Origin of the sequence: Flagellimonas lutimaris (genome assembly GCF_051494225.1) — a bacterium.
Taxonomy (GTDB): domain Bacteria; phylum Bacteroidota; class Bacteroidia; order Flavobacteriales; family Flavobacteriaceae; genus Flagellimonas; species Flagellimonas lutimaris_A.
In genome coordinates, this window is record NZ_JBNPYE010000008.1 from 80,875 (window position 1) to 104,117 (window position 23,243).

The 23,243-nt window shown below is 38.7% G+C and carries 16 protein-coding genes and 1 pseudogene; 6 read left to right on the forward strand and 11 right to left on the reverse strand.

Annotated elements, in window-relative coordinates; all coding sequences use genetic code 11:
* Positions 1-49: 49 nt before the first annotated feature.
* From ACQQ5U_RS14675 to ACQQ5U_RS14710, 8 genes are all read right to left on the reverse strand, one after another.
* Positions 50-2,425, reverse strand: a complete 2,376-nt coding sequence (locus ACQQ5U_RS14675; RefSeq protein WP_437398640.1) for a LamG-like jellyroll fold domain-containing protein — start codon at positions 2,423-2,425, stop codon at positions 50-52.
* Between the two features lie 12 nt (positions 2,426-2,437).
* Entirely contained in the window at positions 2,438-3,973 is a 1,536-nt protein-coding gene (locus ACQQ5U_RS14680) for a RagB/SusD family nutrient uptake outer membrane protein (protein ID WP_437398642.1), read from the reverse strand.
* A gap of 25 nt (positions 3,974-3,998) precedes the next feature.
* On the reverse strand, positions 3,999-7,037 hold the full coding sequence (locus ACQQ5U_RS14685; protein ID WP_437398644.1) for a SusC/RagA family TonB-linked outer membrane protein: 3,039 nt from the start codon (positions 7,035-7,037) through the stop codon (positions 3,999-4,001).
* Between the two features lie 235 nt (positions 7,038-7,272).
* Positions 7,273-10,029, reverse strand: a complete 2,757-nt coding sequence (locus ACQQ5U_RS14690; RefSeq protein ID WP_437398646.1) for a Two component regulator three Y domain-containing protein — start codon at positions 10,027-10,029, stop codon at positions 7,273-7,275.
* 296 nt (positions 10,030-10,325) lie between these two features.
* Positions 10,326-11,258, reverse strand: coding sequence for a ketopantoate reductase family protein (locus ACQQ5U_RS14695; protein WP_437398647.1), 933 nt, complete (start codon positions 11,256-11,258; stop codon positions 10,326-10,328).
* Positions 11,259-11,484: 226 nt separating this feature from the next.
* On the reverse strand, positions 11,485-12,048 hold the full coding sequence (locus ACQQ5U_RS14700; RefSeq protein WP_437398648.1) for a carboxymuconolactone decarboxylase family protein: 564 nt from the start codon (positions 12,046-12,048) through the stop codon (positions 11,485-11,487).
* Positions 12,049-12,117: 69 nt separating this feature from the next.
* Positions 12,118-12,681, reverse strand: a complete 564-nt coding sequence (locus ACQQ5U_RS14705; protein ID WP_437398650.1) for a TetR/AcrR family transcriptional regulator — start codon at positions 12,679-12,681, stop codon at positions 12,118-12,120.
* 286 nt (positions 12,682-12,967) lie between these two features.
* A complete protein-coding gene (locus ACQQ5U_RS14710) occupies positions 12,968-13,840 on the reverse strand; it encodes an AraC family transcriptional regulator (protein ID WP_437398652.1) in 873 nt (290 codons plus the stop codon).
* Between the two features lie 193 nt (positions 13,841-14,033).
* On the opposite strand from ACQQ5U_RS14710, the gene ACQQ5U_RS14715 reads away from it, so the two are divergent.
* The 5 genes and pseudogenes from ACQQ5U_RS14715 to ACQQ5U_RS14735 all read left to right on the forward strand — a co-directional run bounded on the left by ACQQ5U_RS14715 (position 14,034) and on the right by ACQQ5U_RS14735 (position 17,144).
* Positions 14,034-14,282, forward strand: coding sequence for a DUF983 domain-containing protein (locus tag ACQQ5U_RS14715; protein ID WP_437398800.1), 249 nt, complete (start codon positions 14,034-14,036; stop codon positions 14,280-14,282).
* Positions 14,283-14,708: 426 nt separating this feature from the next.
* Positions 14,709-16,124 (forward strand): PAS domain-containing protein, encoded by a 1,416-nt coding sequence (locus ACQQ5U_RS14720; protein ID WP_437398654.1) that lies wholly within the window; start codon positions 14,709-14,711, stop codon positions 16,122-16,124.
* On the forward strand, positions 16,096-16,485 hold the full coding sequence (locus tag ACQQ5U_RS14725) for a response regulator (protein WP_437398656.1): 390 nt from the start codon (positions 16,096-16,098) through the stop codon (positions 16,483-16,485). The genes ACQQ5U_RS14720 and ACQQ5U_RS14725 overlap by 29 nt, the downstream gene beginning before the upstream one ends.
* Positions 16,486-16,666: 181 nt before the next feature.
* Positions 16,667-16,871 (forward strand): annotated as a pseudogene (locus ACQQ5U_RS14730) (helix-turn-helix domain-containing protein).
* A 21-nt stretch (positions 16,872-16,892) separates the two neighbouring features.
* Positions 16,893-17,144 carry a hypothetical protein gene (locus ACQQ5U_RS14735; protein ID WP_437398657.1) on the forward strand — a complete coding sequence of 84 codons (252 nt, stop codon included), beginning with the start codon at positions 16,893-16,895 and terminating at the stop codon, positions 17,142-17,144.
* A 362-nt stretch (positions 17,145-17,506) separates the two neighbouring features.
* Here ACQQ5U_RS14735 and ACQQ5U_RS14740 read toward each other — a convergent pair whose 3' ends face one another.
* Both ACQQ5U_RS14740 and ACQQ5U_RS14745 read right to left on the reverse strand, forming a co-directional pair.
* A complete protein-coding gene (locus ACQQ5U_RS14740; protein ID WP_437398659.1) occupies positions 17,507-18,103 on the reverse strand; it encodes a YceI family protein in 597 nt (198 codons plus the stop codon).
* Between the two features lie 112 nt (positions 18,104-18,215).
* Positions 18,216-18,803 carry a Crp/Fnr family transcriptional regulator gene (locus ACQQ5U_RS14745; protein WP_437398661.1) on the reverse strand — a complete coding sequence of 196 codons (588 nt, stop codon included), beginning with the start codon at positions 18,801-18,803 and terminating at the stop codon, positions 18,216-18,218.
* A gap of 713 nt (positions 18,804-19,516) precedes the next feature.
* Between ACQQ5U_RS14745 and ACQQ5U_RS14750 the strand changes: the two genes are divergently transcribed.
* Positions 19,517-20,266, forward strand: coding sequence for a dienelactone hydrolase family protein (locus tag ACQQ5U_RS14750; RefSeq protein ID WP_437398663.1), 750 nt, complete (start codon positions 19,517-19,519; stop codon positions 20,264-20,266).
* 1,099 nt (positions 20,267-21,365) lie between these two features.
* Here the strand turns inward: ACQQ5U_RS14750 and ACQQ5U_RS14755 are convergent.
* Positions 21,366-22,751, reverse strand: a complete 1,386-nt coding sequence (locus ACQQ5U_RS14755) for an MGH1-like glycoside hydrolase domain-containing protein (RefSeq protein WP_437398665.1) — start codon at positions 22,749-22,751, stop codon at positions 21,366-21,368.
* Between the last annotated feature and the right edge of the window lie 492 nt (positions 22,752-23,243).

The window sequence follows — 23,243 nt, forward strand, 5'->3', positions numbered from 1 at the left end:
TAACTAAACTAACTAACTCAAATATTCTAAAGTGCTACCTTAAAGCACATTAATTATTCATGATTTCTTGAATCTCCTCTTGTGTCAATGTTCTATCAAATAGATATAAATCATCGATATAACTTAGATCGGACAAGTGGTTCCATCCCATAAAATTGGGTGCTCCCGAACCGATCGACAGGATAGAGCAGTTTTCCCAACTTATGGTTTTTCCATCCATGTCGCCGGTATTTACCACGGGTTCTCCGTTCAAATAAATAAGTGTTTGGGTTTCTGTAACGGTAAAGGCTACGTGCACCCACTCATCTAAAGTCGCATCGATAACATCGCCATCGTTCCAAACATCACCTGCATCTGTACCTAGATGCAGTTTGATACGCTGCTCGTCGGCACTTCCTTCCCTAATGAGCCTAAAGCCTGCGGAAAGATCGTTATCTGTTCCGTTCATTGGGGGGCTTACTATTAAAATCCCTGCTCTATCGGGGTCGGAATTGACCTTGTACCAGAAAGCTCCACTAAATTGATTATTGAACAATCCATCAATTGGGAAGGTGAGATACGAATCTGCCGCACCTGCGTAAGCATCACTACCTACAGCACTTTCCCCAGCAAAACTTGGAGAACCTACCACCGTGGCCTCTTCGCCCGAGTTGTCATCAATATTAGATCCGTCAAAAGGCATGTATAGTGTGGAACCATAGTTTATTGGTGCAACCTCTCCTCCATAAACTTCGGCTACTTCTTCTGGAGATAATGCTTTCGTGTAGAACCTTAAATCATCGATGATACTATTATCTGAAGCATGGCCCCAGTAATCGAAGGTTGGTCCACCTGCACCAATGGTGAAGGTATCGCAGCCAGTCCAATCAATCGGCGCCGACATGGCTGATGACAGTACTTCGGTTCCATTTAAATAGATGATATTTTCGCTGTTTGATATGGTAAAGGCAACATGGACCCATTCCCCAGCGGCAACATCGATAACATCACCATCGTTCCAGCTTTCTCCAGCTCCTGTTCCTACATTTAATTTGATGCGCTGTTCGTTGGCATTTCCTTCTCGGAACAATCGGAACCCTTGGAAACGATCGGCTGCATCATCACCTATAGTGATAATTCCTGCTCTATCCGGAGTGGCATCTACTTTGTACCAGAACGATCCACTGAATTCTGAAGTCATCAATCCTTCTGCTGGATAATTTATATACGAATCGGTTGCTCCTAAATAGGCTTGCCCCCCTACTTTACTCTCATCGGTAAAGCTTGGTGAACCTACTTGGCTTGCTGCTTTGCTTCCAATCAAATCAATATAATCTCCATCAAAAGGCATGTATAGGGATTCGCCATCGTACTGAGGGATGTACGGATTGGCAGCATTCATCATAATTTGAACATCGTTCTGTGTCAATGCTTTGTCGAATATGCGAAGTTCGTCCATTTGACTGGCATCATAGCCATGGCCCCAATAGTCAAAAGTTGGACCTCCTGCACCAATATGCAATTCCTCGCAACCTGTCCAATCAATTGGTGCGGGTAAATCGGCGGTGAACATTTCAACACCATTAAAGTATATTGTACTCTGGGTTTGTGAAATAGACACAGCTACGTGCACCCATTCGCCTGCAGTTACATCGATTACGCTGCCATCGTTCCAACTTTCCGCACCACCTGTACCCACATTAACCTTAATGCGCTGTTCGTTGGCATCACCTTCGCGAAACAATCGGAATCCTTGGTTTCTATCATCTGCATCATCGCCCACTACCAATATTCCCGCCCTATCCGGTGTTGGATTGACCTTGTACCAAAATGCTGCACTGAATTCGGTGCTCTTCAAGTTATCCATAGGGAAAGTAAGATATGAATCTACGGCACCTTGGAACGCATCAGCGCCCAAGAAGGCTTCTCCAGCAAAGCCAGGATTACCTACCTCACCTGCTTCTTGAAAACTTATGAGGTCCATGAATTGACCGTCAAAAGGCATATACATTACCTCACCGTCAAACATGGCTTCGTAAGGTGGTGACTTGGAGAAATTGACTTCCTCCGTGGACGTTTTCCCTTCGAGATCCGTAGCTGCAACGGTAAGTTTGTGGTCCCCATCCCTTAGATTGTCATAGGAAAACTCTTTGAGTACCACACGATAATCCAGGAACGAATTGAAACTGGCTATTTGTGTACCGTTCAACATCACCTTGATATTTTTTACCTCTATATCGTCCGTGACCTCAATATCAATATCCAGACTTGTTTCCTCTTCAAAAACTTGTATTTGGGTTCCCTCGGTGGGGTAATTTATGGTAATCTGTGGAGCTGTCACATCTGCTCCCAGGTCTACTTCCGTAATTGGGTCAATTCCTTGGTCGCATCCATAAAAGAAAAGGATTGCCAGACAATTGACCAGTATTAATCTTATGGTTTTCATCTTTGCGTTGTGTTAGTTGTTAATTATGTCTCCCAAAATGGGGAATTCATCAATTTGATCTTGATGATAGGTAACAAAGGCTTTGTCTGCCGTAAATGTTCTTCCTTCGAAACTGAGCTCCTCATATCTGCCCAACCGTACCATGTCTAAAAAACGCTTGCCCCATTCCATAGCCAATTCGGCATATTTTTCATCCACAAGTTGGTCCATAGTAACGCCCGTAAGGGGTGGAAGTCCTGCTCTCTCCCTTACCATATTCACGGCTTGGTCCGCACTCATTGCAGTACCAGAGGCTCCATGCAACAAGGCTTCGGCATAAATCAATAAGGTTTCGGCATATCTATACACGATATAGTCCTTATTACTTCCATATTCGGTCCGGCCAGGAATAAGCTGGCTACTGGGGAGATAGTGTTTTCCACTACAGAATATGGCTCTTTCGTTATCCAAAAGCACATCCCCATATCGTGTTTCGGGAGAAACAAAATCGGGTAAGGTTTCTGCAGTGTAATCTGTGGTGTTAATGATACTGTCTATACCATTTTGCGTAAACAACACCGTTGTTTCCAAGCGTTCGGTTTCGCCCCTGTCCAACATAAAGGTTACATACTTCATACTTGGCTCAAAAAAGCCCCAACCACCTGATGACCCCGCCACTGCTGGAGTCCATCCATTCGGTCCGTAGGGGGCATATAGGTGACCTACACGATCTCCAGAACCTGAATTAAAGTCAGAATATTGGAATTCGAACAGGCTTTCATCACTGAGCTTTCCAGGTGTTTTAAACAATTCATAATAATCTGACATCAAACTGAACTTGCCCGAGCTGATTATTGCACCTGCTGCATCTGCCACGGCTTGATAGTTTTCCAACTCTTGGTTTGCCAATGCTTTTATCATCAATGCGGTATACCGGGTTACGCCTCCGGGCAAATCAGTACGCTCATTGGGACGCATGTTTGGCAAGTACGGTAAGGCTTCATCCATTTGATCGGAAATATGTTGCATCACCTCTTCCTTGGTTGGCACTGAGGTCACATTTTCAAAAGCACTAAGATCCGAGGACTCAGGAATAAATACTGCTCCATAAACCTGAGACAATTGAAAAAGCAAAATTGATCTCAGAACCTTAGACTCGGCTATATATTGATTTCCAAGGGCAATTCCATCCTCATCGGCTAATTCCATATACCTGCCGATCTGTTCCATTCCCGTATGTGCCGCAATGATATCACCGTAATAGGTTTCCCATAGGGTTCTGGAACCAAAAAAGGAGTTGTCATATACGTATCTGTCCTGATTTTTTAAACCTTGTTGGTCTCCGGCCGCATTTACATCATCTCCTCGTGTTGCTACCACCAAAGGTTGTTCCCAACCTCTGTCATTAACTGTCTGGTAAACACCCACTAGGGAGAATATCATATCATCCGTCTTTGAAAAGTCGGTACCACCAGCAAAGTTGTTATTGAGTTCTGGTTGCTCAAGTTCGCTGGAACAGCTTGAAATCAAGATGCCCAGGAATGCCAAGAGTGCAAAAAATTTGTTCATTTTTATAAATTTCATAGCGATCATTTTAGATTTTAACATTAACACCTATAGTATATACTCCTGGTATCGGATACGTCTGATTGTCCCGTCCATCTGGCACCTCTGGGGTAAAACCATTGTAATCAAATAAGGTCAAAGGTCTCTCAGCGGTTATATAAAACCGTATTTCAGGGTTAAATTTTCCCGTTAATTCTGGCAAGGTGTAACCCAAGGTCACATTTTGTAATCTGACAAAATCGCCCTTTTCAACAAAAAAGCTGTTGAGAAATTGATTGCTCCATGGGTTTCTGATTCCCCTAGCGGAAGGATAGGAATTGGTTGAGCCAGGTCCGTTCCAGCGGTTTATTGCAAAGTCTCTATCTATGTTTGGATCGGGAGTTTGACGAATTGCGAATCGCTTTTGATTGGCAATAACATTCCCTCCTTGTCCAATGACATTTAATGCAAAATCCCAAGATTTATAGTTAAGCCCTAAATTGAATCCGAAGGTATATGTTGGCAAATAAGACCCTAAATCTACCCTATCTTGGGCATCTATCAACATGTCGCCATTCTGGTCCACAAACCTAAAATCTCCGGGTTCCACCGTAAGACCATTTCCAATGGCTGCCTGTGCAGCAGGATCCGATTGGATTTCTTCAGGTGTTTGATACACTCCTTCTACTTCCAGTCCGAAGAATGGGTTTATGGTACCTCCAACCACGGTTCTTTGGGCAAGATCACCACCACTGGTCAAGTTTTCCTGTCCTTTTAAATCCAACACTTCGTTGTTGAGGGTTGAAAAGTTCGCCCCGATGTTGTACCTGAAATTATCGGAAACCTGTTTGTTCCAGTTCAAGACTATTTCAAATCCAGTGTTTCTGATCTTTCCAACATTTTGTCTGGTTGTTCCAGGGACCAATAATCTGGATACTGGAATTACTGCATCCCTAGTGTCCCTTTTAAAATAATCGGCATCCAAGGACAATTGATTGTTGAACAGTCTAGCGGTTATACCCACATTGGTCTCTGCCGTAACTTCCCATTTCAAGGCCTCAAAGTCACTACTGGTGACCAATCCTGGAAATCTCGTATCTCCAAAAGCTGCATCGACTTCTTCTGAGGTTATACCTCCGGTACTTGAAGCCACATTGGCATTCCCCAATTCGCCCCAGCTACCTCTAAACTTTAGAAAATTAATGGCGTCGGTATCTGGAAAGAAGGATTCTTCCGAAATGACCCATCCAGCGCCAATGGTTGGAAAATAACCCCATTTTTCTTGATATTTGCTCGTTCCATCTGCACGGAATGTACCATATAAAAGGTATCGGTCATCAAAATTGTAAGCAACCCTTCCAAAGTAGGAGAAAAAGTATTGTCTACTTCCATCATCTCCAACACCATCAACGTCTATGGTTTTGGATAAGTCCAAAAAATAAGATTCATCCCCTATTCCAGGGCCATTGGGAAAATTCAGTCCTTTTGCCTCTAAAAGTTCAAAAGACCTATCCCTAAATGCTGTACCTGCCAAAACCGTTAGATTATGTTTCCCAAAATTGTCATTATAGGTCAAGGTATTGTCCCAAGTCTGTTCTGAAAAAGTTTCAGTCCTTTTGATCAACTCCGCATTCTCCCTAAAAGCATTTCCATTTCCGAAAAAGAATGGAAGTCTTACTTCCCGTACCTCCAAGGTTTCAAAATTGTGATAATATGCAGTCTTGAAAGTTAATTTATCAGGAACCAGCTGATAACTCAAATCGATGGTCATCAACGTATTCCGTGTTTTGTTCCTATTTTCAGTGTTTTCCAATATTGGGAAAGGGTTTTGGGTGCCCCTGTATCCCAAATCTTGCGCATTGGCATAAGGTCTTGGAAACGCATCCGTTTTAGATGGGTCCAGAACTGGCATAACAGGTACTGCAAAGTATGCCAGTGCAAAAGCGGTATCTTCTGGTCTATACCTGGTAGCATTGCTGAAAAGTGTGGACACTCCCACATTAAGACGATCGCTGATATCAAAGCTCAATTTGCTCCGAACATTGAGACGCTCAAAGTCATTCTTCATTTTAAGAATCCCTTCTTGCTCAAAATAGTTGAGCCCTACCGAATAGGCTATATTCTCAGAGCCTCCGGTAACCCCGAAACTATGGTTTTGTTGTAGGGCATGTCTTAGAATCAAATCGTACCAATCCGTATTAACGTTTGGTACATTAGGGTTCACTCTACTTCTTCCGTAACGTTGGATGGCATTCTCAATAAACTGGGCTTCCGCCGCCGAACCAGATTCTCTGGCTAGTGTGGCAAATTGTTCCGCATTGGAAAGCGTCACCAAATTTTGAGCGATTTGAACCCCTTGATATCCATTATAGGTGATTTGCGGTTTTTGATTTTTTCTTCCAGACTTGGTTTCTATCAATACCACACCATTTGCGGCACGCACCCCATAAATGGCAGCTGCCGAAGCATCTTTCAACACTGAAATACTTTCAATATCTTCTGGGTTGAGAAAGTCAATGTCATCAAAAAAGGTCCCATCGACTACATATAAAGGATTCGAAGCCCCGCCCACATAGGAACCAATACCCCTTACCCTAATGGTAGGACCGGTACCGGGGGCACCACTGCTCACTACCTGCAGACCTGCCACCTTTCCTTGAAGGGCCTGCATGGCCGCACCGGAAGGCGTTCGGGTTATGTCCTCAGATTTAACAGTTGCGATTGAACCCGTCAAATCAGCTTTCTTTTGAGTACCATAACCGACAACGACCACTTCATCCAGGCTTTGGGTATCTTCCTGAAGTGATGCATTAATTGTTGTTTGCCCATTGATTGGAATTTCTTTGGTAGCAAAACCAACGTAACTGAACGCGAGTGTTCCGTTACTTGAAACATCGTCCAAAGTATAATTTCCATCGAAATCTGTTTGAACACCATTTGTAGTACCCATTAAAATAACACTAGCCCCAGGCAATGGCTGTCCCTGATCATCAGTAACCGTTCCCGAGACGGTCATATTGTTTTGGGCAAAAAGCAGTGCCTGAAACAACATAAATGAAATTGTCAATAATTTGCTTTTAATTTTCATAATTGTGCAAAAATAGAGTTAGATTTTTACTAAATTAACAAAGTATGGAGGGTTTAAAGAGTATGTGGAATACATAAAAAATACATCACATTAACAACCCTTGAAAGCCCTTGTTTCATCATGCATGCAGTAGTATGCCAATGCGATGATGTAAAAAGAATTAACATAGTGATGTAGTATTGATGTAATCTAAAAATCTTCCTTATGGCCGTTTAATCTTCCCTATTCTTGCATTTTAAAAGGTGATTAGGAAATTAGAAAGGTTTTCGGAACTGCCCATATCGAGTTTCTTTCTAAGTCGGTATCGATGTATTTCGACCCCTCTAACGGTTATCCCCATCAGTGGTGCAATTTCCTTGGTGGAGAGATTCATCTTTAGGTAAGCGCACAGTTTCAAATCTTTTGGTGTCAAAGAGGGGTATGATTTGAGCAATCTTTCAAAGAAATCTTCATGCAGTTCCTTAAAGTTCATCTCAAAACGTTTCCAGTCCTCGGTATCTTCAATGGAGCTATTCAATTTTTTAATGAACGATCGATACCGTTGGGAGTTTGAAAACTTATCCTTGTTCATCACCAGCATGTTCTTCAGTTCCAAGATCATTTCATTTTTTCGGGCTATGTTCAAGGTAGTACTGGCCAATTCATTTTGTTTTAATCTTATTTCTTTGGCCAATTCTTCCTTTTCGAGATTAGCTATCCTTTCTTGTTGCTCATGTCTCATACGCTCTTCCAACTCTCTTTGCTTCCGATCCAATTTTCTTCTATTATATCGTCTTACCATAAAAATTACCAACAAAGCCAATGCGGCATAAAGGAAGAAGCTGCCCCAGGAGAAATACCATGGTGGCGCTATTTGAAAATTCAGCGTATTGAAATCAGAAATTGTATTGCCCATTCCCAATGTGGCAACCTCAAGGGTATACTCGCCAAAAGGTAGATTTTGAAAATTAATGAACCCATTTTCCGAGTATTCGGAGTATTTTTTTGGTCCTTTCAGCTCATAAAAGTACTGTGGAGATATATATTCAGGGGATGCCACCTCAACGGTGATGGATTGCGAATATCTATAAGGTACTTCCAAAACGCCTTCCAGAACCGAGTGTTTTTTTTCTTGATCTTTTACCACTACAAAGCTGGGTATTGGAATCTCCTGGAACTCAGAAATACTTTTTAGCCCAGCATCGTTGATTTTGGCAAAGCCATCCGTTAAGGTAATGTAGGATATACTATCGTTGACCTGGACCACATGCCGGGAGTCTGGCGCCAATCGTTCACGTAACGGTAAATCGGTAACCATAAGACTATCACCCTTTAAATTGGTATGAATTATTGTCTTTTGTTGTTCATCATCAACAAACCAAAAATACTGTTCATCAAAAAACAACAATTCCTTATTCTGATAATCCGAAAACTCATCGAACCTTTCAATGCGATCACCAATAGGGTTATAACTATACCATATACCCTCGCTGTTCAGTACAATATTGTTTTTGATATTGTACAGCTTCACATTGTATTCACTTGGAGCACCTTCATGCTCAAATGATTGGATATTGTCGAGCTTTTCGTATGCCCCCTTTTCAAAATGAATCCTAAAAAATCCTTTATAAGGATGCACCACCCATAGCATATTCGGGGTCTCAAAACACAGTTCTTTAACCGGTGCATCGAAACCTTCTATTCTTTTCACGTCCCACTCGCCGTTTTCCAATTTTTGGAATCTGGCCAATCCATTGTACGTTCCCTGAACATAGGTGGAGTTTTGGCCCGGAACTTTTATCATTTGATAACCGCCCGCAACTTCACTAACAAGCTCAAAAGTGTCTTTAGTAACTTTATAAGTTCCGGTGTTATGTCCGCAAAGCAAATCGCCCTCAACCACTTCCAAATCCCAGACATGTCCTTGTGACCCTTCAATAAACTTCAATACATTCCCTTCAAAATAAAACACCCCTGTATTACTACCTAAAAACAAGGTTTCATTGTACCAGGCTATATCATACACCATGCCCAAGGTTCCTGTATAATCGGTATAGTAAGATGTTGGATTGTTGAGTCGAACTCGTGCAATCCCATTGTCCAGACCCAACCATAGCTGGTCGTTGAACAGTAATATTGAAAGTACCGTATTATTTTGAAGGCCAGACTCCCTGTTCAATACCCTATAGGATTTGGAAACTGAATCGTAGAGATACATTCCATTTTTGATTGTTCCGAAACCCAAAAGACCATTATCCAAGATTGTAATCTTGTTTAATTGATGCTGTTTTAGCTCTTCATTAATTGGTGCGGACCATGGTGAAATTGTTTTTCCATCATATAGAAAACAACCATGCAATTTAGTACCAATTAAAAGTTCACCATTAAAAAGGGCCATATCATTAACCGTCTTTCCCTTCAACAGGTCTTGGTCGGGTATTGGAACCAACTCTTCATCCATTACCTCAAATAAACCTACTGAACCTCCTGCTACAACTAGTTGGTCTTTGAATTCAATAAAATCAGAAACCACATCAGGTGGATCAACCACAGTTATTTTATTGTCGGCATAGGCGTAAATCGCAGAAAAGGAACGAAACATCACCTTTCCATCCGTGGATGGAAAAATTTCCCAAAATTCCTCGCTGGTAAAGGTATGGTCCACGATCAACCGGGTTAGTGAAGTATAGTCCAGTTCCCCAAATTCATTTTTGGTCCAATACCCAAACTCCTCGTAAGACCCTGTATATATCCTCTCTCCAATACTCTCCACAGAACGTATAATCGTATTGTTGGGCAATTTGTTCAAGGTCCATTTCTCTCCATTGTAATGGAGCAAACCTTTGTTATTGGCCACAAAAAGCTCCCCATTGTCATTTACCGAAACATCCCAGTTCTTACTACCTCCTTTATAATCCAACAGTTGATAGTTCTGAATCGGTGGCAACAATTGTTGTCCAGAAACCGAAAAACAAGTAATAAATAAAATAGTGGATAAAATCCTAAATAACATGCCGTATTGATTGATAGATAAAGGTCTTCTGAAACTTTGAATATACAAAACCATCAGAAACTATTTTTATCTGGAATTGAAAGACTCATCTGGTGTTTGCGCTGGAACAGCAACCAAATTTGCTCCCAATGATTTTATTTCTACCAATACTTTGATATTGACTTAATTGCAAATTACAGTACGGACACTAAGTACCTCTATAAAAAGCAAGTACTACCTTTCCTTGTTGCAATAAGGAATCTAAAGTGATGATTTCCCTAACTGCATTGGACAATGAAAAGTTCGAATAATCGACATTAACGGTTTTTGCTCCTACCTATTATTTTTTGGTTCATTTCTTCATAATGGCCAACAGGTATTCCTAACATTTTACCATTGTTTATTACGAAATCCACGAAGCTTTCCTTTTCGGTTTTGCTGTTTTTGTTTTCAAAATCCAGTTGTAGTGAAGATTTGGATTCAAAAGGAAATTTAGAAATCATATCCAATGAATCCTGGATGTCCTTCGTTGTCAACAGCACATCAAATTTTTGGGACAATGCCTGAACTTCCAACATCATGGCTTCAAGCTTTTCCATATGCACAACTTCTTGGGCCACCTCCCCAAAAGTTATATTCAACGCTGTGGTCATTGTTGCCAAAGGGGAGACAAAAAGATACTTTTTCCACAATATTTTTTTTATTTCATTGGTATACACAACATCCAAACCACCTCTGATCAGAATATCTTCAATTCCAACATAATTTAGTTCATCGGAACTTCCAAAGTAAATTTTCCCAGGTCCTCCAACATGTTGAACAACTCCCGGTTTTTTAATATTTGAAGCTACATAGATACAACCCTCCAATATTCTTGACCCATCCAAATCAATGCTTTTTTCCAATATCTGTTTCGTATCCACACCATTTAGCAATGGTATAATGATGGTGTTCTCTGTGATACACTCCTGATATTGATTAATCGCTTGATCTAAAGAAAATGACTTGGTGGCAACAAACAAAATATCCAGCAACCCTATTTTCTTTGGATCATCAGATGCCATATAAGGCCTTGCTATTATTGTTTTATCGCCAGATAGCAGGCAAAGCCCATCGCGGTTAATTGCTTCCTTGGTTTCATTCCTACAAATAAAGATGATATTGGTTTCCTTATCGTTTCGATAGTGGTCAGCAAGTTTCGCACCAATAAAGCTTCCTACTCCACCCATGCCCAAAATTCCAATGTTCATAAGTCCCTAAATAAATTGTAAGTGAATATTTGTCTTACATATAAGCCGTAATTAACGTTCTTACCTAACAATCAAGAAGCTTTTTTAACAGTATTAAGACAAGGACACCAATCTTGGAAATACATGACAATTGCATTGAATAGCATTGAGCCTCTTCACTTATTGGCATTGAAAAAGAGAAAATAAAAGTGCTGACATAATATGCCAACACTTTTATGCTTCATGCTTATTTATTCCAATCGTATCTCTTGAATGCTTCATCCAAGGGTGTTTCCGCAATATGATTGGTATAGTTGCTGATTATCTTCTGGGAAAGTCCAAGAATGATATCCAAAAGGTGCCTTTGATTAAAACCGGCTGCGTAAAAAGATGCTATTTCCTCGTGGGAAACAACTCCCCTATTTCTTAATACCGCCAAAGTCATGGATCGCAAGGCTTCCAATTTTGGAGTGGGAAGCGTTGTTTTATTTCGTAAAGCCTCAATAATTGTATCATCCACCTTCATAGCCTTGGCTATTGCCGTATGCGCAGGAACACAATAATGGCATTCATGTTCCACATTGATTGTCAGCCAAACAACTGTAAGTTCATCTTTGTCGAACGAAGAGTTCAAAAATAGTTTGTGAATGGTTTGATAAGCATCCAATAGACCTGGTGCCTCGGCCAATGCCCCATGTAAATTCGGTACATACCCAAAAGACTTTTTTGATTTTTCCAATAATGGCTTGCTGGCTTCAGGGGCAGTTTCATAGGTGTGAATCTGTAATGTACTTCCTGTTGTTGTACTCATAATAATATTTGTTTTAAAAATTAATAATTATATCTAACCATTCGGTTAGTTTATGGTCAAAAAAAAGTATTAGATGTTTTTAAAGATATTTTCAATGTAATTTTCCATTTGAGCTGCATTGAACACCCTTGAAGCGGAGGAAAGTCCAAACATGGAAATAATCAAATAGTCCGCTTGTTGTACTATCGTTGCCCGGTCCCTAGTCCTATCCTGTTCGAGTACTTCCGCAAATACCGTTCTTAAATGTTCCATAAAGTCCGTCAAGACCCTTTTGATTTGTTTATCCGAATCTTGACCAATCTCGTTGGCAGTATTTGTGATCAAACACCCTTTCCCATACTCATTTTCCTTTGAGAATTCCAAAAAATCATGAAAGTATTCCTTTATGCTTCCAATGCCACTGGGGCTCTTTCTAAGTTTCTCAATAAGCTTGTTCAATCGCTGCCTATAGCATTTGATGCTTTCCAAAAAAACTCCTTCCTTACTACCAAAACTAGCATATATCGAGAATTTATTGATTCCCATTTCCTTTTCCAGCATATGCATCGAAGTAGTTTCATAACCATTTCGCCAAAATAATTGCATCGCTTTTTCGATAACTTCTTGCTCGTTATATTGCTTCTTACGTGGCATCAAATATTAATTAGACCACAAAACTAAACATTCGGTTAGAAATAATGATAGTTTTAACTTTGTTTTGTGAAATTCCTGTTTAAAAAAAATGATTTTCCGTTTCATTACTTCTAAAGAAATCAACAATACTAACACCAATAAGCTACCTATCACGAAACAAGATACTAAAGAACATTGTATGTAAGTTGGGTGAAGGATTTTCAACAAGTTCCGTTAAGAATAAATCAAAGCAAATAAATACCTCTGGAATATTTAATGGATTGACCGATATCACAGTACTCTAAAATTATAAATACGTTTTTTGAAATGCCGCAGGGGTGATTCCCGTTTTGGTTTTAAAAAATTTAGAGAAATAAGCATAGTCCGAGAACTCCAGTGCATAGGCCACTTCCGCCAAATTACCGGGAGAATGCACAATTAATCGTTTTGCTTCCAGCACAACCCTATCGGAAATCAATTCGCTTGTCGTTTTATTAATGGTTTTTTTTACTACTCTATTGAGATGTTTGGTGGTGATATTCAATTGGTCCGCATAAAACTTGGGAAACTTTTCTTCCCGAAAATTTTTCTGTATTAAATCTTCCAAACGGTCAAATAAAGTTGAATAACTTGGTGAACCGTATTTGTCCAAATCGATTCGGGCGGTGTAGATCCTAGAAAGTTCAATGTAAATTCCATTGATTAAGTTGAGGATTTTCATTTCCCGTAACATACTATTTTCACGGTATTCCAAACATGCCTCTTGAAACTTTTGCCTCAAAGAAATCAATTCTTCGGGGGGTGCTTCCAATACTGGGGGATTTTGTTGCGAACAATAAAATGGAAAAACGGAGAGCTTATGTCCCAAAAAATACAAATCATAAAAAGCTTTCGAATGGAAAAATATAAATCCTTCGGGCTGTGTTTCAAACTTCCAAAAATGAGTTTGGCCCGGTTTCAAAAAGAAAATACTCCCTGGGCTTATGCTATAGGTTTCAAAATCAATTTCATGGATTCCTTGGCCCTCCAAAAAAAGGACACATAGGTAAAAATCATGACTATGGGGTTTATCAATAAGCTCCCTGTTCAAAGTCATATGGTGAGAAAAAGAATTGAAATATACCTCGTTAAGACGTTTTGATTCACGGAACTGCTGAATATGCAAAACTGGGATTTTCATAAAATGTCCTAATATTACAAATATATGCGAATATACTACACATAAAAATACTATTTAAAATACCAATTTTGTTAGACTAATAGTATTTCTAATGGGAAAAATAGACAATGTCTTACGGTGTAAATGTCCTAAATGTAAAAATGGAGATATTTTTCAAAACCATGGTGTAACACTTCCATTTCGGATTCCCAAAATGTATGGGAGATGCCCACAGTGTAATTATAAATTTGAAAGGGAAACAGGTTTCTTTTTTGGAGCCATGTTTGTCAGTTACGCACTGGCTGCAGCGCAAATGGTAGCGTGTTTGGTCATTTTTTGGTATTTGATCGGTTTATCCCCACTAAACGTTTTTATCATTATTGCCATTATGGCCGCGACGCTAAGTTCCTTAAATTTTAAACTGTCAAGATCGATTTGGATATACTTTTTCTATAGGGATTGAACCATCACCTCCATGAAAAAAACGGATTTCCAAGGTTATCTGAAGGATATTTTTGGCTTGAATCTTATGCAACGGCCAACTAAAAGCTTGTTGCATCATTGAGCCACCAAATAAGGTGATTTTCCGATAAAATTAAGGACCTTAAAGAATATAATAGAAGCAGCTTTAATTTTACAAATGTTTAATGTAGGAAAAAAGAGTTAAAAAAATATATTTGAAGTGAATGTTCCAGCATTCCTAATTTATAATGAAACTACCCAAATTACGTATCATAGAAGCATTTTTGTCTTTTGGCAATAATAGTTATGGGCTTTGCCCTATCATTGTTTTTATGGGCGTTGGATCAATCTACAACGGCTGAGTGATGTACATGATTGACCGTTAATTTTATCGGAACAACAAACCGATTTGACCAAACCAATTTAAATGTTCCCCAAACCACCCAGTTTCGATCTCTCTGAAGACTGTATCTTTGACTTCTCCCCACATCCGATGTGGATTTACGATGTAAAAACCTTAAAATTTCTTAAGGTCAATCAGGAAGCTGTCCGGCTTTATGGATACACTAAAAAAGAATTTCTGTCCCTAACATTGGAATCCATTCGACCTAAAGAGGACATTCCCATCCTTACAACTGCCATCAAAGATATATACCAAAGGGATGACGGCTATTTCAAAAAACGCCTTATTAGACATAAAAAAAAGGATGGAACCGTTTTCCCGGTACATATAAAATCCAATTTGATTCCTCATAAGGATAAGACCCTTGAACTGGTAATCGCCATTGATATCACTGAACCAAAAAAATCCGAAGATTTATTAATACTGAGCAATAACAGACTCAATAGAGCTCAAAGAATTGCCAAATTAGGTTATTGGCGACGAAATCTAGAGTCAAACATTATGGAATGGAGCGATGAAACCTATCGAATTTTTGGATATGGACCTCAAACAATCGAACCAACCATGAAAAATATGATCAAGGCATTCCATCCGGAAGATTATCAACTTTTGACCAAAGAACTATTAGATCGTATTCGATCGGGCAAATTGACCAGTTTTGAACATCGAATACGAAGGGGGAAGGATACACTGAGTTGGGTACATCAAGAAATTCAATTGGTCAAATGTTCCAAAGGAACCCCTATGTACCTGGAGGGAATAATTCAGGATATAACAGATAGAAAAGAACATGAACAGCAATTAGAAAGTAGCAATGAACGATTTTCACTGGCCATGTTGGCCAGTAATCAAAAAATTTGGGAACTGGACCATGCTAACAATACTATTCTTCACAGCATAATTATCGGTGATGGACAAGAACAAATAGTCAAAGAATCCTTTACAAAAGAAAGTTCCTGGTTTAGCAAAATCCATCCAGATGACATTGATAGGGTCTGGGAATCCTTTGGCAAACAATTAAGCGATACGGAAAGATCTCAGGGAAAACTGGAATATAGTATACTATTAAAAAATGGAGAGGTTGGGTATGTAATCGACACCTATTATGTGCAACGGGGGAGTCAAGGCGAACCTATCCGTACAATTGGTTCTATGACCGATGTTACCTTAACCAGAAAACAATTGGAAAGAATAAAAGATCAGAACAAGGCATTGAGTGATATTGCATGGTTACAATCCCATGCTATTCGGGCGCCACTGACCAGAATAATGGCCTTGTCAAACCTTTATCGATCTAAGGGAGAAGATATCCTGTCGATAGATAGACTGATACAGTTGATTGATGAAGCTGTAGGCGAAATCGACACTGAACTACATAAAATCATAAAAATAACTAATGACAATAACCCCAATGGACAAAGAAATATTACTGGTAGATGATGATGCCGTCACGAATTTTGTCAATCAGACTATCATGGAGTCAAAATTCCCGGGAGTTCCAATTAAGTTATTCTTTAACGGAGCAAAGGCAATGCAGTACATTTTGGAAAATCCAACCAAACATTTTCTTGTCTTTTTAGATTTAAATATGCCCATTATGAGTGGATGGGAATTTTTGAATACCATGGAAACCCAGAAAGATGGGTTGCATATTGAGATTCATGTCCTCACCTCATCCATTGACCCAAGAGATAAACAAAATGCAACGAAATTTCCCTTGGTGAGTTCATTTATGGCAAAACCATTGAATGAATCTGTGTTGGATAATTTACTGACAGATAAAATTAAAAAGTACCCATAAATTATAAGCTATTTTACCTATAGCGTTGGTCTCCTTTTCATCATTTTTCATTGCCATTGAAAAAGGTATATTCATTATTATAGCCCTGCATCAGATTTTGGGAATCTTCATATTTATCATTTCCGAGATTTTCAATCAAGGCCTGCCATTACAGACCGAACAAGACCTATACATTTAAATTATGCCGATTATTTTAAATAATAGATGTAATGCTTGCCAAGCGAAAAATAAAGAGCAAGGATCTAGCGGAGGAGATTGGTATTGCACCGGCTAATTTATCCATACTTAAAAATGGAAAGTCAAAAGGTGTCCGCTTCGAAACCCTTGAGGCCATTTGTAAGGCCCTAGACTGTAAACCCGGAGGTATTATTGACTATATAGCGTAGTACTTCCAACATATATAAACAATGAACACATTAAAAATTGATAATGTATCCCTTGTGTATAGCAAAGGGTACAAGGCTCTTACAGCCTTAAATCTAGAAATCAACAATGGAATATTCGACCATAAGATTTTGATAACATCCAAACAAAAGGATTGCATAAATCCATACAAGATATGGATCAAAATAAGTACATATCAATATGGTGAACTTCTTAAAAAATTTAGGATTTACTCGATTAGCAATCCGAAGAATATTTTAAAGAATGAATCTTAAACTCGCCTTATTGATTAACAGATAGTATGACCATCGACCAAAAAATTTAAAATAGAAGCGGTTTGAAAGAATAATCAATCAAACCGCTCCATTTCAATGCACTATCATCAATCAAAATTTAAGTACAATCAGCATTAATTTGCTTTTGGAAGAGAGCAACTATTTACACACTAACCATTAACACAAAGCAACCTCAACATATCTAAAAACAAATTAATTTTATTTTGATTTAACCCTAGCATACAAAAAAAGGGTAATCAATTTTTTTACAGATTTAATACAAAGATTAATGAAAGTTATTGGCAATAAAAGGACACAGGTCACATTTTAAAAGTGATTGATGTCACAAATCAAAGAACAAACTACCCCTTTATTAGTTCAACTCGACATTCAATCCTAACTTCCCTTCCAATAGAAAGACCTCCCGCTTCCATTTGGGAATTATATTTAAGGCCATATTCATATCTATCCAACGCACCCCAAATTTTAAGTCCGGCTCGCGTACCGCCCCATAGATCTTTTATGATTCCGCCAAATTTAGCATTCAATGTGACTTTTTTAGTAATTCCATGCATTTGCAATGTTCCGACAAGTATGTATTCACCATTTGGCTTTTTGGTGAATTCCATGGATTTGAATTCAATTTGAGGATATTTCTCTACATTAAAAAAATCCTTGCTTTTCAAATGCTTGTCCCTATCGTTGTCCTCGGTATCGATACTGGAAGTTTGAATTATAACATTGATCTTTGCATCGGTAAAATCCTCCTTGTCGGATATAATTGTAACCGTATAATCTTTAAACTCGCCCACAGTTTCCGAAACAACCAAATGATCAATGGAAAAACCCATGGTCGAGTGTGATGGGTCTATTTTCCAAACGGTTTCTTGACCAAAACTTACACTAGCCACATTTATAACCAATAAAAACAATACACTTTTTAGCAATTTTTTCTTCATTTCATTTAACAATTTTAAAATCTTTTTCAGGATCAAAATTGAATGAAATTCTTGTCAAGAAAAATAAACTATGTTTAAAAAATAGATTAAACTAGATTAACTTTTTTACCTGCTATTTTTTCATTTCTCTTCGAATTTTGCTCAAAAATTCTTTGGTAATGCCCAGGTATGAAGCAATCATGTATTGTGGGACCTTCTGTTCTATTTCAGGATATTGTGATTGAAACTTAACATACTTTTCTTTGGCTGTTAGGGAAAAATTGGAAACAATTCTTTTTTCGGATGCGACAAATGCCCTTTCTATGATCAATCTAAAAAACCGTTCAAGTTTCGGGATTTGATCATATAAAAACTCCAAGGTTTCATAAGTAAATTGCAAGACCTCCGTATTATCAAGGCACTGGACATTGTAAATGGCGGGAGTCCGTGTGGTAAAGCTTCCAAGGTCGGACGTCCACCAGTTTTTAATGGCAAACATTACGGTATGTTCCGAACCGGAGGCATCAAGGTAAAAGGTCCTGGTACATCCATTTATAACAAAACACTCATAATCACAAATATCACCTTGTTGCACAATGTACTGGCCCTTTAAGTATTTTCGCTTGGAGACATGTAGCTCTATCAACTTTTTTTCACCTTCGGTAAGTTTGACATAATTATCAATGTATTCCAATAATGGAGCTATATCCTTGTCATTCATATAACCTTGCTATATAATATGTATTATGGAGTGAACAGTATGGACCAGTGGACTCCCGAACGATGGATGGCAAAGCCTAAAATCTACCTCACAAAACATAATGTTATCTCCTTTTTGAATAGGGCCATTGCTTTATAAGACAATATAAATTCACTTAATTTTTGATACGATACGCTTGCACGATCAACACTTACCAAAAATATAGCATCTCGATATGAACCTGCGTTAATTTTAGTGAAGGTTTCAAAAGATCTAGAAAAATCCAGCGTACGGTTTCCATTTTAAACATACCGAGCTTTGGGAACAATTTTCCGTAAGGTTTGGCCATCAAAACAGACAGTTTAGCATATAATGCCTTTGGTCCATCGATGATAATGAAGGAATCCAATTTGAAAAATGGAGATAAAAGAGAAATGAGTTATGCTGCTCATGTCATAAAAATTAATGTAGCATAGAATACCGTAATCTCGATTTTAGATGAATCCAAAAATGAAATTGATCATAGGTTATAAACAATGGGGTTGTCTAACAAGGAAAACAACAAATGTCCCTAAACAAAAGATTTTTACCGTGATTTCCCATTTATTCCATCAACAAGGAAATAATGCCATTGACATGGACCAAATCATCAATAAAAATGATACAGTCAAAGGAAATCCCTACCATCTGTTAAAATCAAAACAAATTGTTTCATCACTAATAAACTAAAAAGTATGTCTTTTTTTAAAAATTATTTATTGTTATTGACCTTAATTGTATTTTTTCAAAATTCTATCGAAGCGCAACAAGGCAATTTTATTACCATTAAAAGTAATATGGGCGGAGAGTACAAAGTATTTGCCGCAGGTTCTGAAGACGCAGAATCCGCTATAATTTTTGTACATGATTATTTTGGGTTGTCCCCAGCTTCCAAGCATTATGTCGAAAAACTTGCTTCCTTTGGCTACAGGGTAATCGGTGTTGATCTGTACAATGGGGAAGTAGCAACCACAAATGATTCCGCTGTAGCACTGATGCAAGCAAAAAAGAAGAAGGAAGACCGAACACAAAACATACTACAGGCCACAATTGATTATTTAAAGAGACCAGGAAGAAAAATTGCCTCAGTTGGTTTTAGTGCTGGCGCCGTAGACGCAATGAAGGTAAATTTACTTGCACCTGAATTGTTCAATGCTTCAGTGTTTGTATATGGGGGTGATTATGATCAAATCGAAGAAGAAAAATTAAATAAACTTTCAAGTCCCGTATTGGCAATAACAGGTGCGTTGGATAAATGGCCGATGGATTCGGCCCAAAACTTCTTAGCTAATCAAAAGGATAAACAATTTAATCTTTTTGTTATCTCAGGAGCCGACCACGGCTATGCCCAACCATTGTTCAATCAAGGTAAAAATTATAATTATGAAGCTACTCGTATGACTTGGTTATTGATGGAGGAATTCTTAAAAAGAAACCTAAATTAATTCCAAATACCATTAGGTTGATTTGACAGACATGAAGATAAAACTTCTGTTCTACCTTTCGGAGTATATGTAGCCCTACCCTTTTTAGGACATCGCTAAATTCATAAAATTATCATTAATGCTGTCCGTTTCGGGGAAGAATTCTTCCCCGAAACGGTTCTTATATTACCTTGACACCATATCCCCTATCAATGAATGGAGATGCCCTGTATTATAATCCTTCATCCATTTTTGGGCCATGTCCCGATTTGGTATAAATCGTTGAACCAATAGGCATCGGGTACATCCTCCCTATAAAACCTGTTCAGGCGTTCCATATATCAGTTCTGCAAGTCCACTTCCATGCCCACATACTTCTTGTGTCAATAATAGAAGGCACTCTTGTTGATGGATATGTCCCCAACGCCCCCTTTGTTTATTCTCATTTCAGTGCCCTGATGATATAGCACTCGGTAAACTTGCTTTTTTTATGTGACAGTTAAAATTTAATGTCAGAAAATCCGAATTTTAAACTGTCCTATTTTTAGGGAAGGTTACAAAAGGGGTAAGGCTACACAATGAAGACCATAGAAAGGATCAATTTCAAGAAATTGTTCTACAGCTATGGAAATCATATCCATCCTTTAAGGGGCAGGCAAAATTTTCTACTTGGAAATCCACTCTTTTCTTAATGGCTAGTTACTACATGTGCTTACCAAATCTGGGGCAAAATCCGTATCCATCCCCAAAAGCAACAAGGGTTGATCCATACGGAAGTCTTGGACAACTTGGTCTTTCAATTTTCTTTTGAATTTCTGTTGCCCAACATGGCAACCTACAACTGGATACAGAGTAACTGTTCCTGAAATTTGTGATCGACACCCCGAACAAAGAGCATAGAATACAAATACAACACCGCTATACCCGTATTATGGAGGTAATACAACCACGGGTTAGTGGCACCACCCAAAGTAAAGCAAACACTTAAAATATAAGGTTCCTATTTACTTCATGGAATATCCAAAAAGCCCGTAATCAAATTACAGGCCTTTTCATTTTTAAAGGTTTTTAAATACTTGGTAGCACAGCACAACAGAGTATTCACCTATTTGTGGAGCCACTACACAATATATTCCTTATATAGTGCTATTGGAACCAATGCGGTCCAACCGCAAAAATCCTTTTTAGAAGGCATCCCGTATGCGATCAAATCCGGAGCGTAGTTTTCCCAAAAGGTATCCGTAGCTTCAAATACTTGGGCAACGCCGTGATAAGTAATCTTTGCCAAGTGTTTGGCCAATTCGTGCTCACCCACGTTGGACAGACCTTTGATGACCATATAACTGGTCGGTGGCCAAACACCTCCAAGCCAGTAATCTCCCCATCCCTTATAGTCTGGATCATCGGCCGATAACGAACACAATGGCATTTTTCGGAAAAATTCTTCCGGATTGGTCAGATGCGCTATGAATCCCTGCAAACGATCTTCGGGAACCAAGTCTCCCAATAGGGCCCAATACATACCAATGTGTTTGCGCTTAATAGGTTTATCGAAACCCAAGTCGTAATAAAATGCATCCTCTTCACTCCAACATTTGGTGTTGAGCGCCGCTTTGACCTCCTTATGAAACAACTCATAATTTGATATGTCGTTATCGCTGCCTATTTCCTTGGCTATCTGCTTTAGCTGTAAGGCATAAGCTGCCATCTGGCTTGTAAAATCAACGATCCGACCTTCATCGTTCCAAATTCCCTGTAAGGTGTTTACGTATTCCTTTACAAAAAAATCGATGCTCTCTTCAGTAACATTCCCGTATTTTTTTTCACGGATCTCCCCTAGCTCATGATGCGTTAATCCACTACCTTCCGTAGGCTTCCAATCTTTTGGGTAACGTCGTAAATTATCCATACCCATACCCAAGGTGTCTCCCCAAAATAGTTTATCATCACCTTGGTATCGGCTTACCAGAAATTCAAAATTTTTCTTGAGCTTCGGGTATACTTCCTCTAATCGCGCCTTATCGTTACTTACCGCATACATCTCGGTTTCAGCGAATGCCAGTAAGGGCGGGTTAACGGATACCGGGTGATCTTTGGACCAAAGGGGACGTCCATCAAAACGGTATTCCCTACATATAAACCCATCATCTTCCATTTGCTCATAAAAATTATCCAGCGCCTGGTATACCGGAAGTTCATCAATATGATACTTGGCATAACAGGCCATAAAACAGGTATCCCACAAAAATATATTTTGGGAGAAGGCGGCATCAATAAATGGCTTTTTAAAGTACTTTTCTGAATCTCCTCCTCTTATTTTTGCTTTCGTTATTTCAATGGCCTTATCATACATTCGTTTGGATACATCTTCCGGAACATCATATCTGTTTTCATCCGGCACACTGGTATCACTTTCTTTTTTTGAAGTGTCCGCGCATGATATCGGAAGTGTAGTTGCTCCTAACCCGGCAATACCCAGTGTTTTGTAAAATTTTCTTCGTTTCATTTAAGTTATTGATTTCTATGGCCACCCAAGTTATAAATTCTTAATTCAATAGCTACAATATTCAAAACTTTGTAAAAAAGTCAAGTTGGAAACCGAAAGAAACTATATCGGATGACACCTATGTTGTTGCATAGAATCATCATCTCAAAGACATTGTTCATTTTGCTTTTTGGGCTTTGGGCCACTGTAAATGCCCCGTAAAAAACACTTACATAATACCTGAACAGGTTAAAGATTGAGAATATACTCGATGAACATTGGTTCAATTTCCTGTACTATGTTTTGCAGAATACTGCACAGATCTACCTAATAGTAATTAGAGAACAGGTCGCCAAAGGAATTTCTTGAATTTGAACAAAGAATACAGTAATATATCATAGCTTTTTACTTAGGTATTTACAAACAATGTTCAAGTGAAATACTAAATAAGTTAGTTTCTAAACAAAAATGTTCAACTATACGAACCAAATTTCTTCAGATAGCTGAATTCAT

Coding starts and splice junctions, on each gene's coding strand:
- ACQQ5U_RS14720 (WP_437398654.1), top strand. CDS start 14,709: ATGTTCCCCAAACCACCCAGTTTCGATCTCTCTGAAGACTGTATCTTT.
- ACQQ5U_RS14725 (WP_437398656.1), top strand. CDS start 16,096: ATGGACAAAGAAATATTACTGGTAGATGATGATGCCGTCACGAATTTT.
- ACQQ5U_RS14715 (WP_437398800.1), top strand. CDS start 14,034: ATGTATGGGAGATGCCCACAGTGTAATTATAAATTTGAAAGGGAAACA.
- ACQQ5U_RS14740 (WP_437398659.1), bottom strand. CDS start 18,103: ATGAAGAAAAAATTGCTAAAAAGTGTATTGTTTTTATTGGTTATAAAT.
- ACQQ5U_RS14690 (WP_437398646.1), bottom strand. CDS start 10,029: ATGTTATTTAGGATTTTATCCACTATTTTATTTATTACTTGTTTTTCG.
- ACQQ5U_RS14700 (WP_437398648.1), bottom strand. CDS start 12,048: ATGAGTACAACAACAGGAAGTACATTACAGATTCACACCTATGAAACT.
- ACQQ5U_RS14755 (WP_437398665.1), bottom strand. CDS start 22,751: ATGAAACGAAGAAAATTTTACAAAACACTGGGTATTGCCGGGTTAGGA.
- ACQQ5U_RS14695 (WP_437398647.1), bottom strand. CDS start 11,258: ATGAACATTGGAATTTTGGGCATGGGTGGAGTAGGAAGCTTTATTGGT.
- ACQQ5U_RS14685 (WP_437398644.1), bottom strand. CDS start 7,037: ATGAAAATTAAAAGCAAATTATTGACAATTTCATTTATGTTGTTTCAG.
- ACQQ5U_RS14735 (WP_437398657.1), top strand. CDS start 16,893: ATGAACACATTAAAAATTGATAATGTATCCCTTGTGTATAGCAAAGGG.
- ACQQ5U_RS14705 (WP_437398650.1), bottom strand. CDS start 12,681: ATGCCACGTAAGAAGCAATATAACGAGCAAGAAGTTATCGAAAAAGCG.
- ACQQ5U_RS14675 (WP_437398640.1), bottom strand. CDS start 2,425: ATGAAAACCATAAGATTAATACTGGTCAATTGTCTGGCAATCCTTTTC.
- ACQQ5U_RS14710 (WP_437398652.1), bottom strand. CDS start 13,840: ATGAAAATCCCAGTTTTGCATATTCAGCAGTTCCGTGAATCAAAACGT.
- ACQQ5U_RS14750 (WP_437398663.1), top strand. CDS start 19,517: ATGTCTTTTTTTAAAAATTATTTATTGTTATTGACCTTAATTGTATTT.
- ACQQ5U_RS14680 (WP_437398642.1), bottom strand. CDS start 3,973: ATGAACAAATTTTTTGCACTCTTGGCATTCCTGGGCATCTTGATTTCA.
- ACQQ5U_RS14745 (WP_437398661.1), bottom strand. CDS start 18,803: ATGAATGACAAGGATATAGCTCCATTATTGGAATACATTGATAATTAT.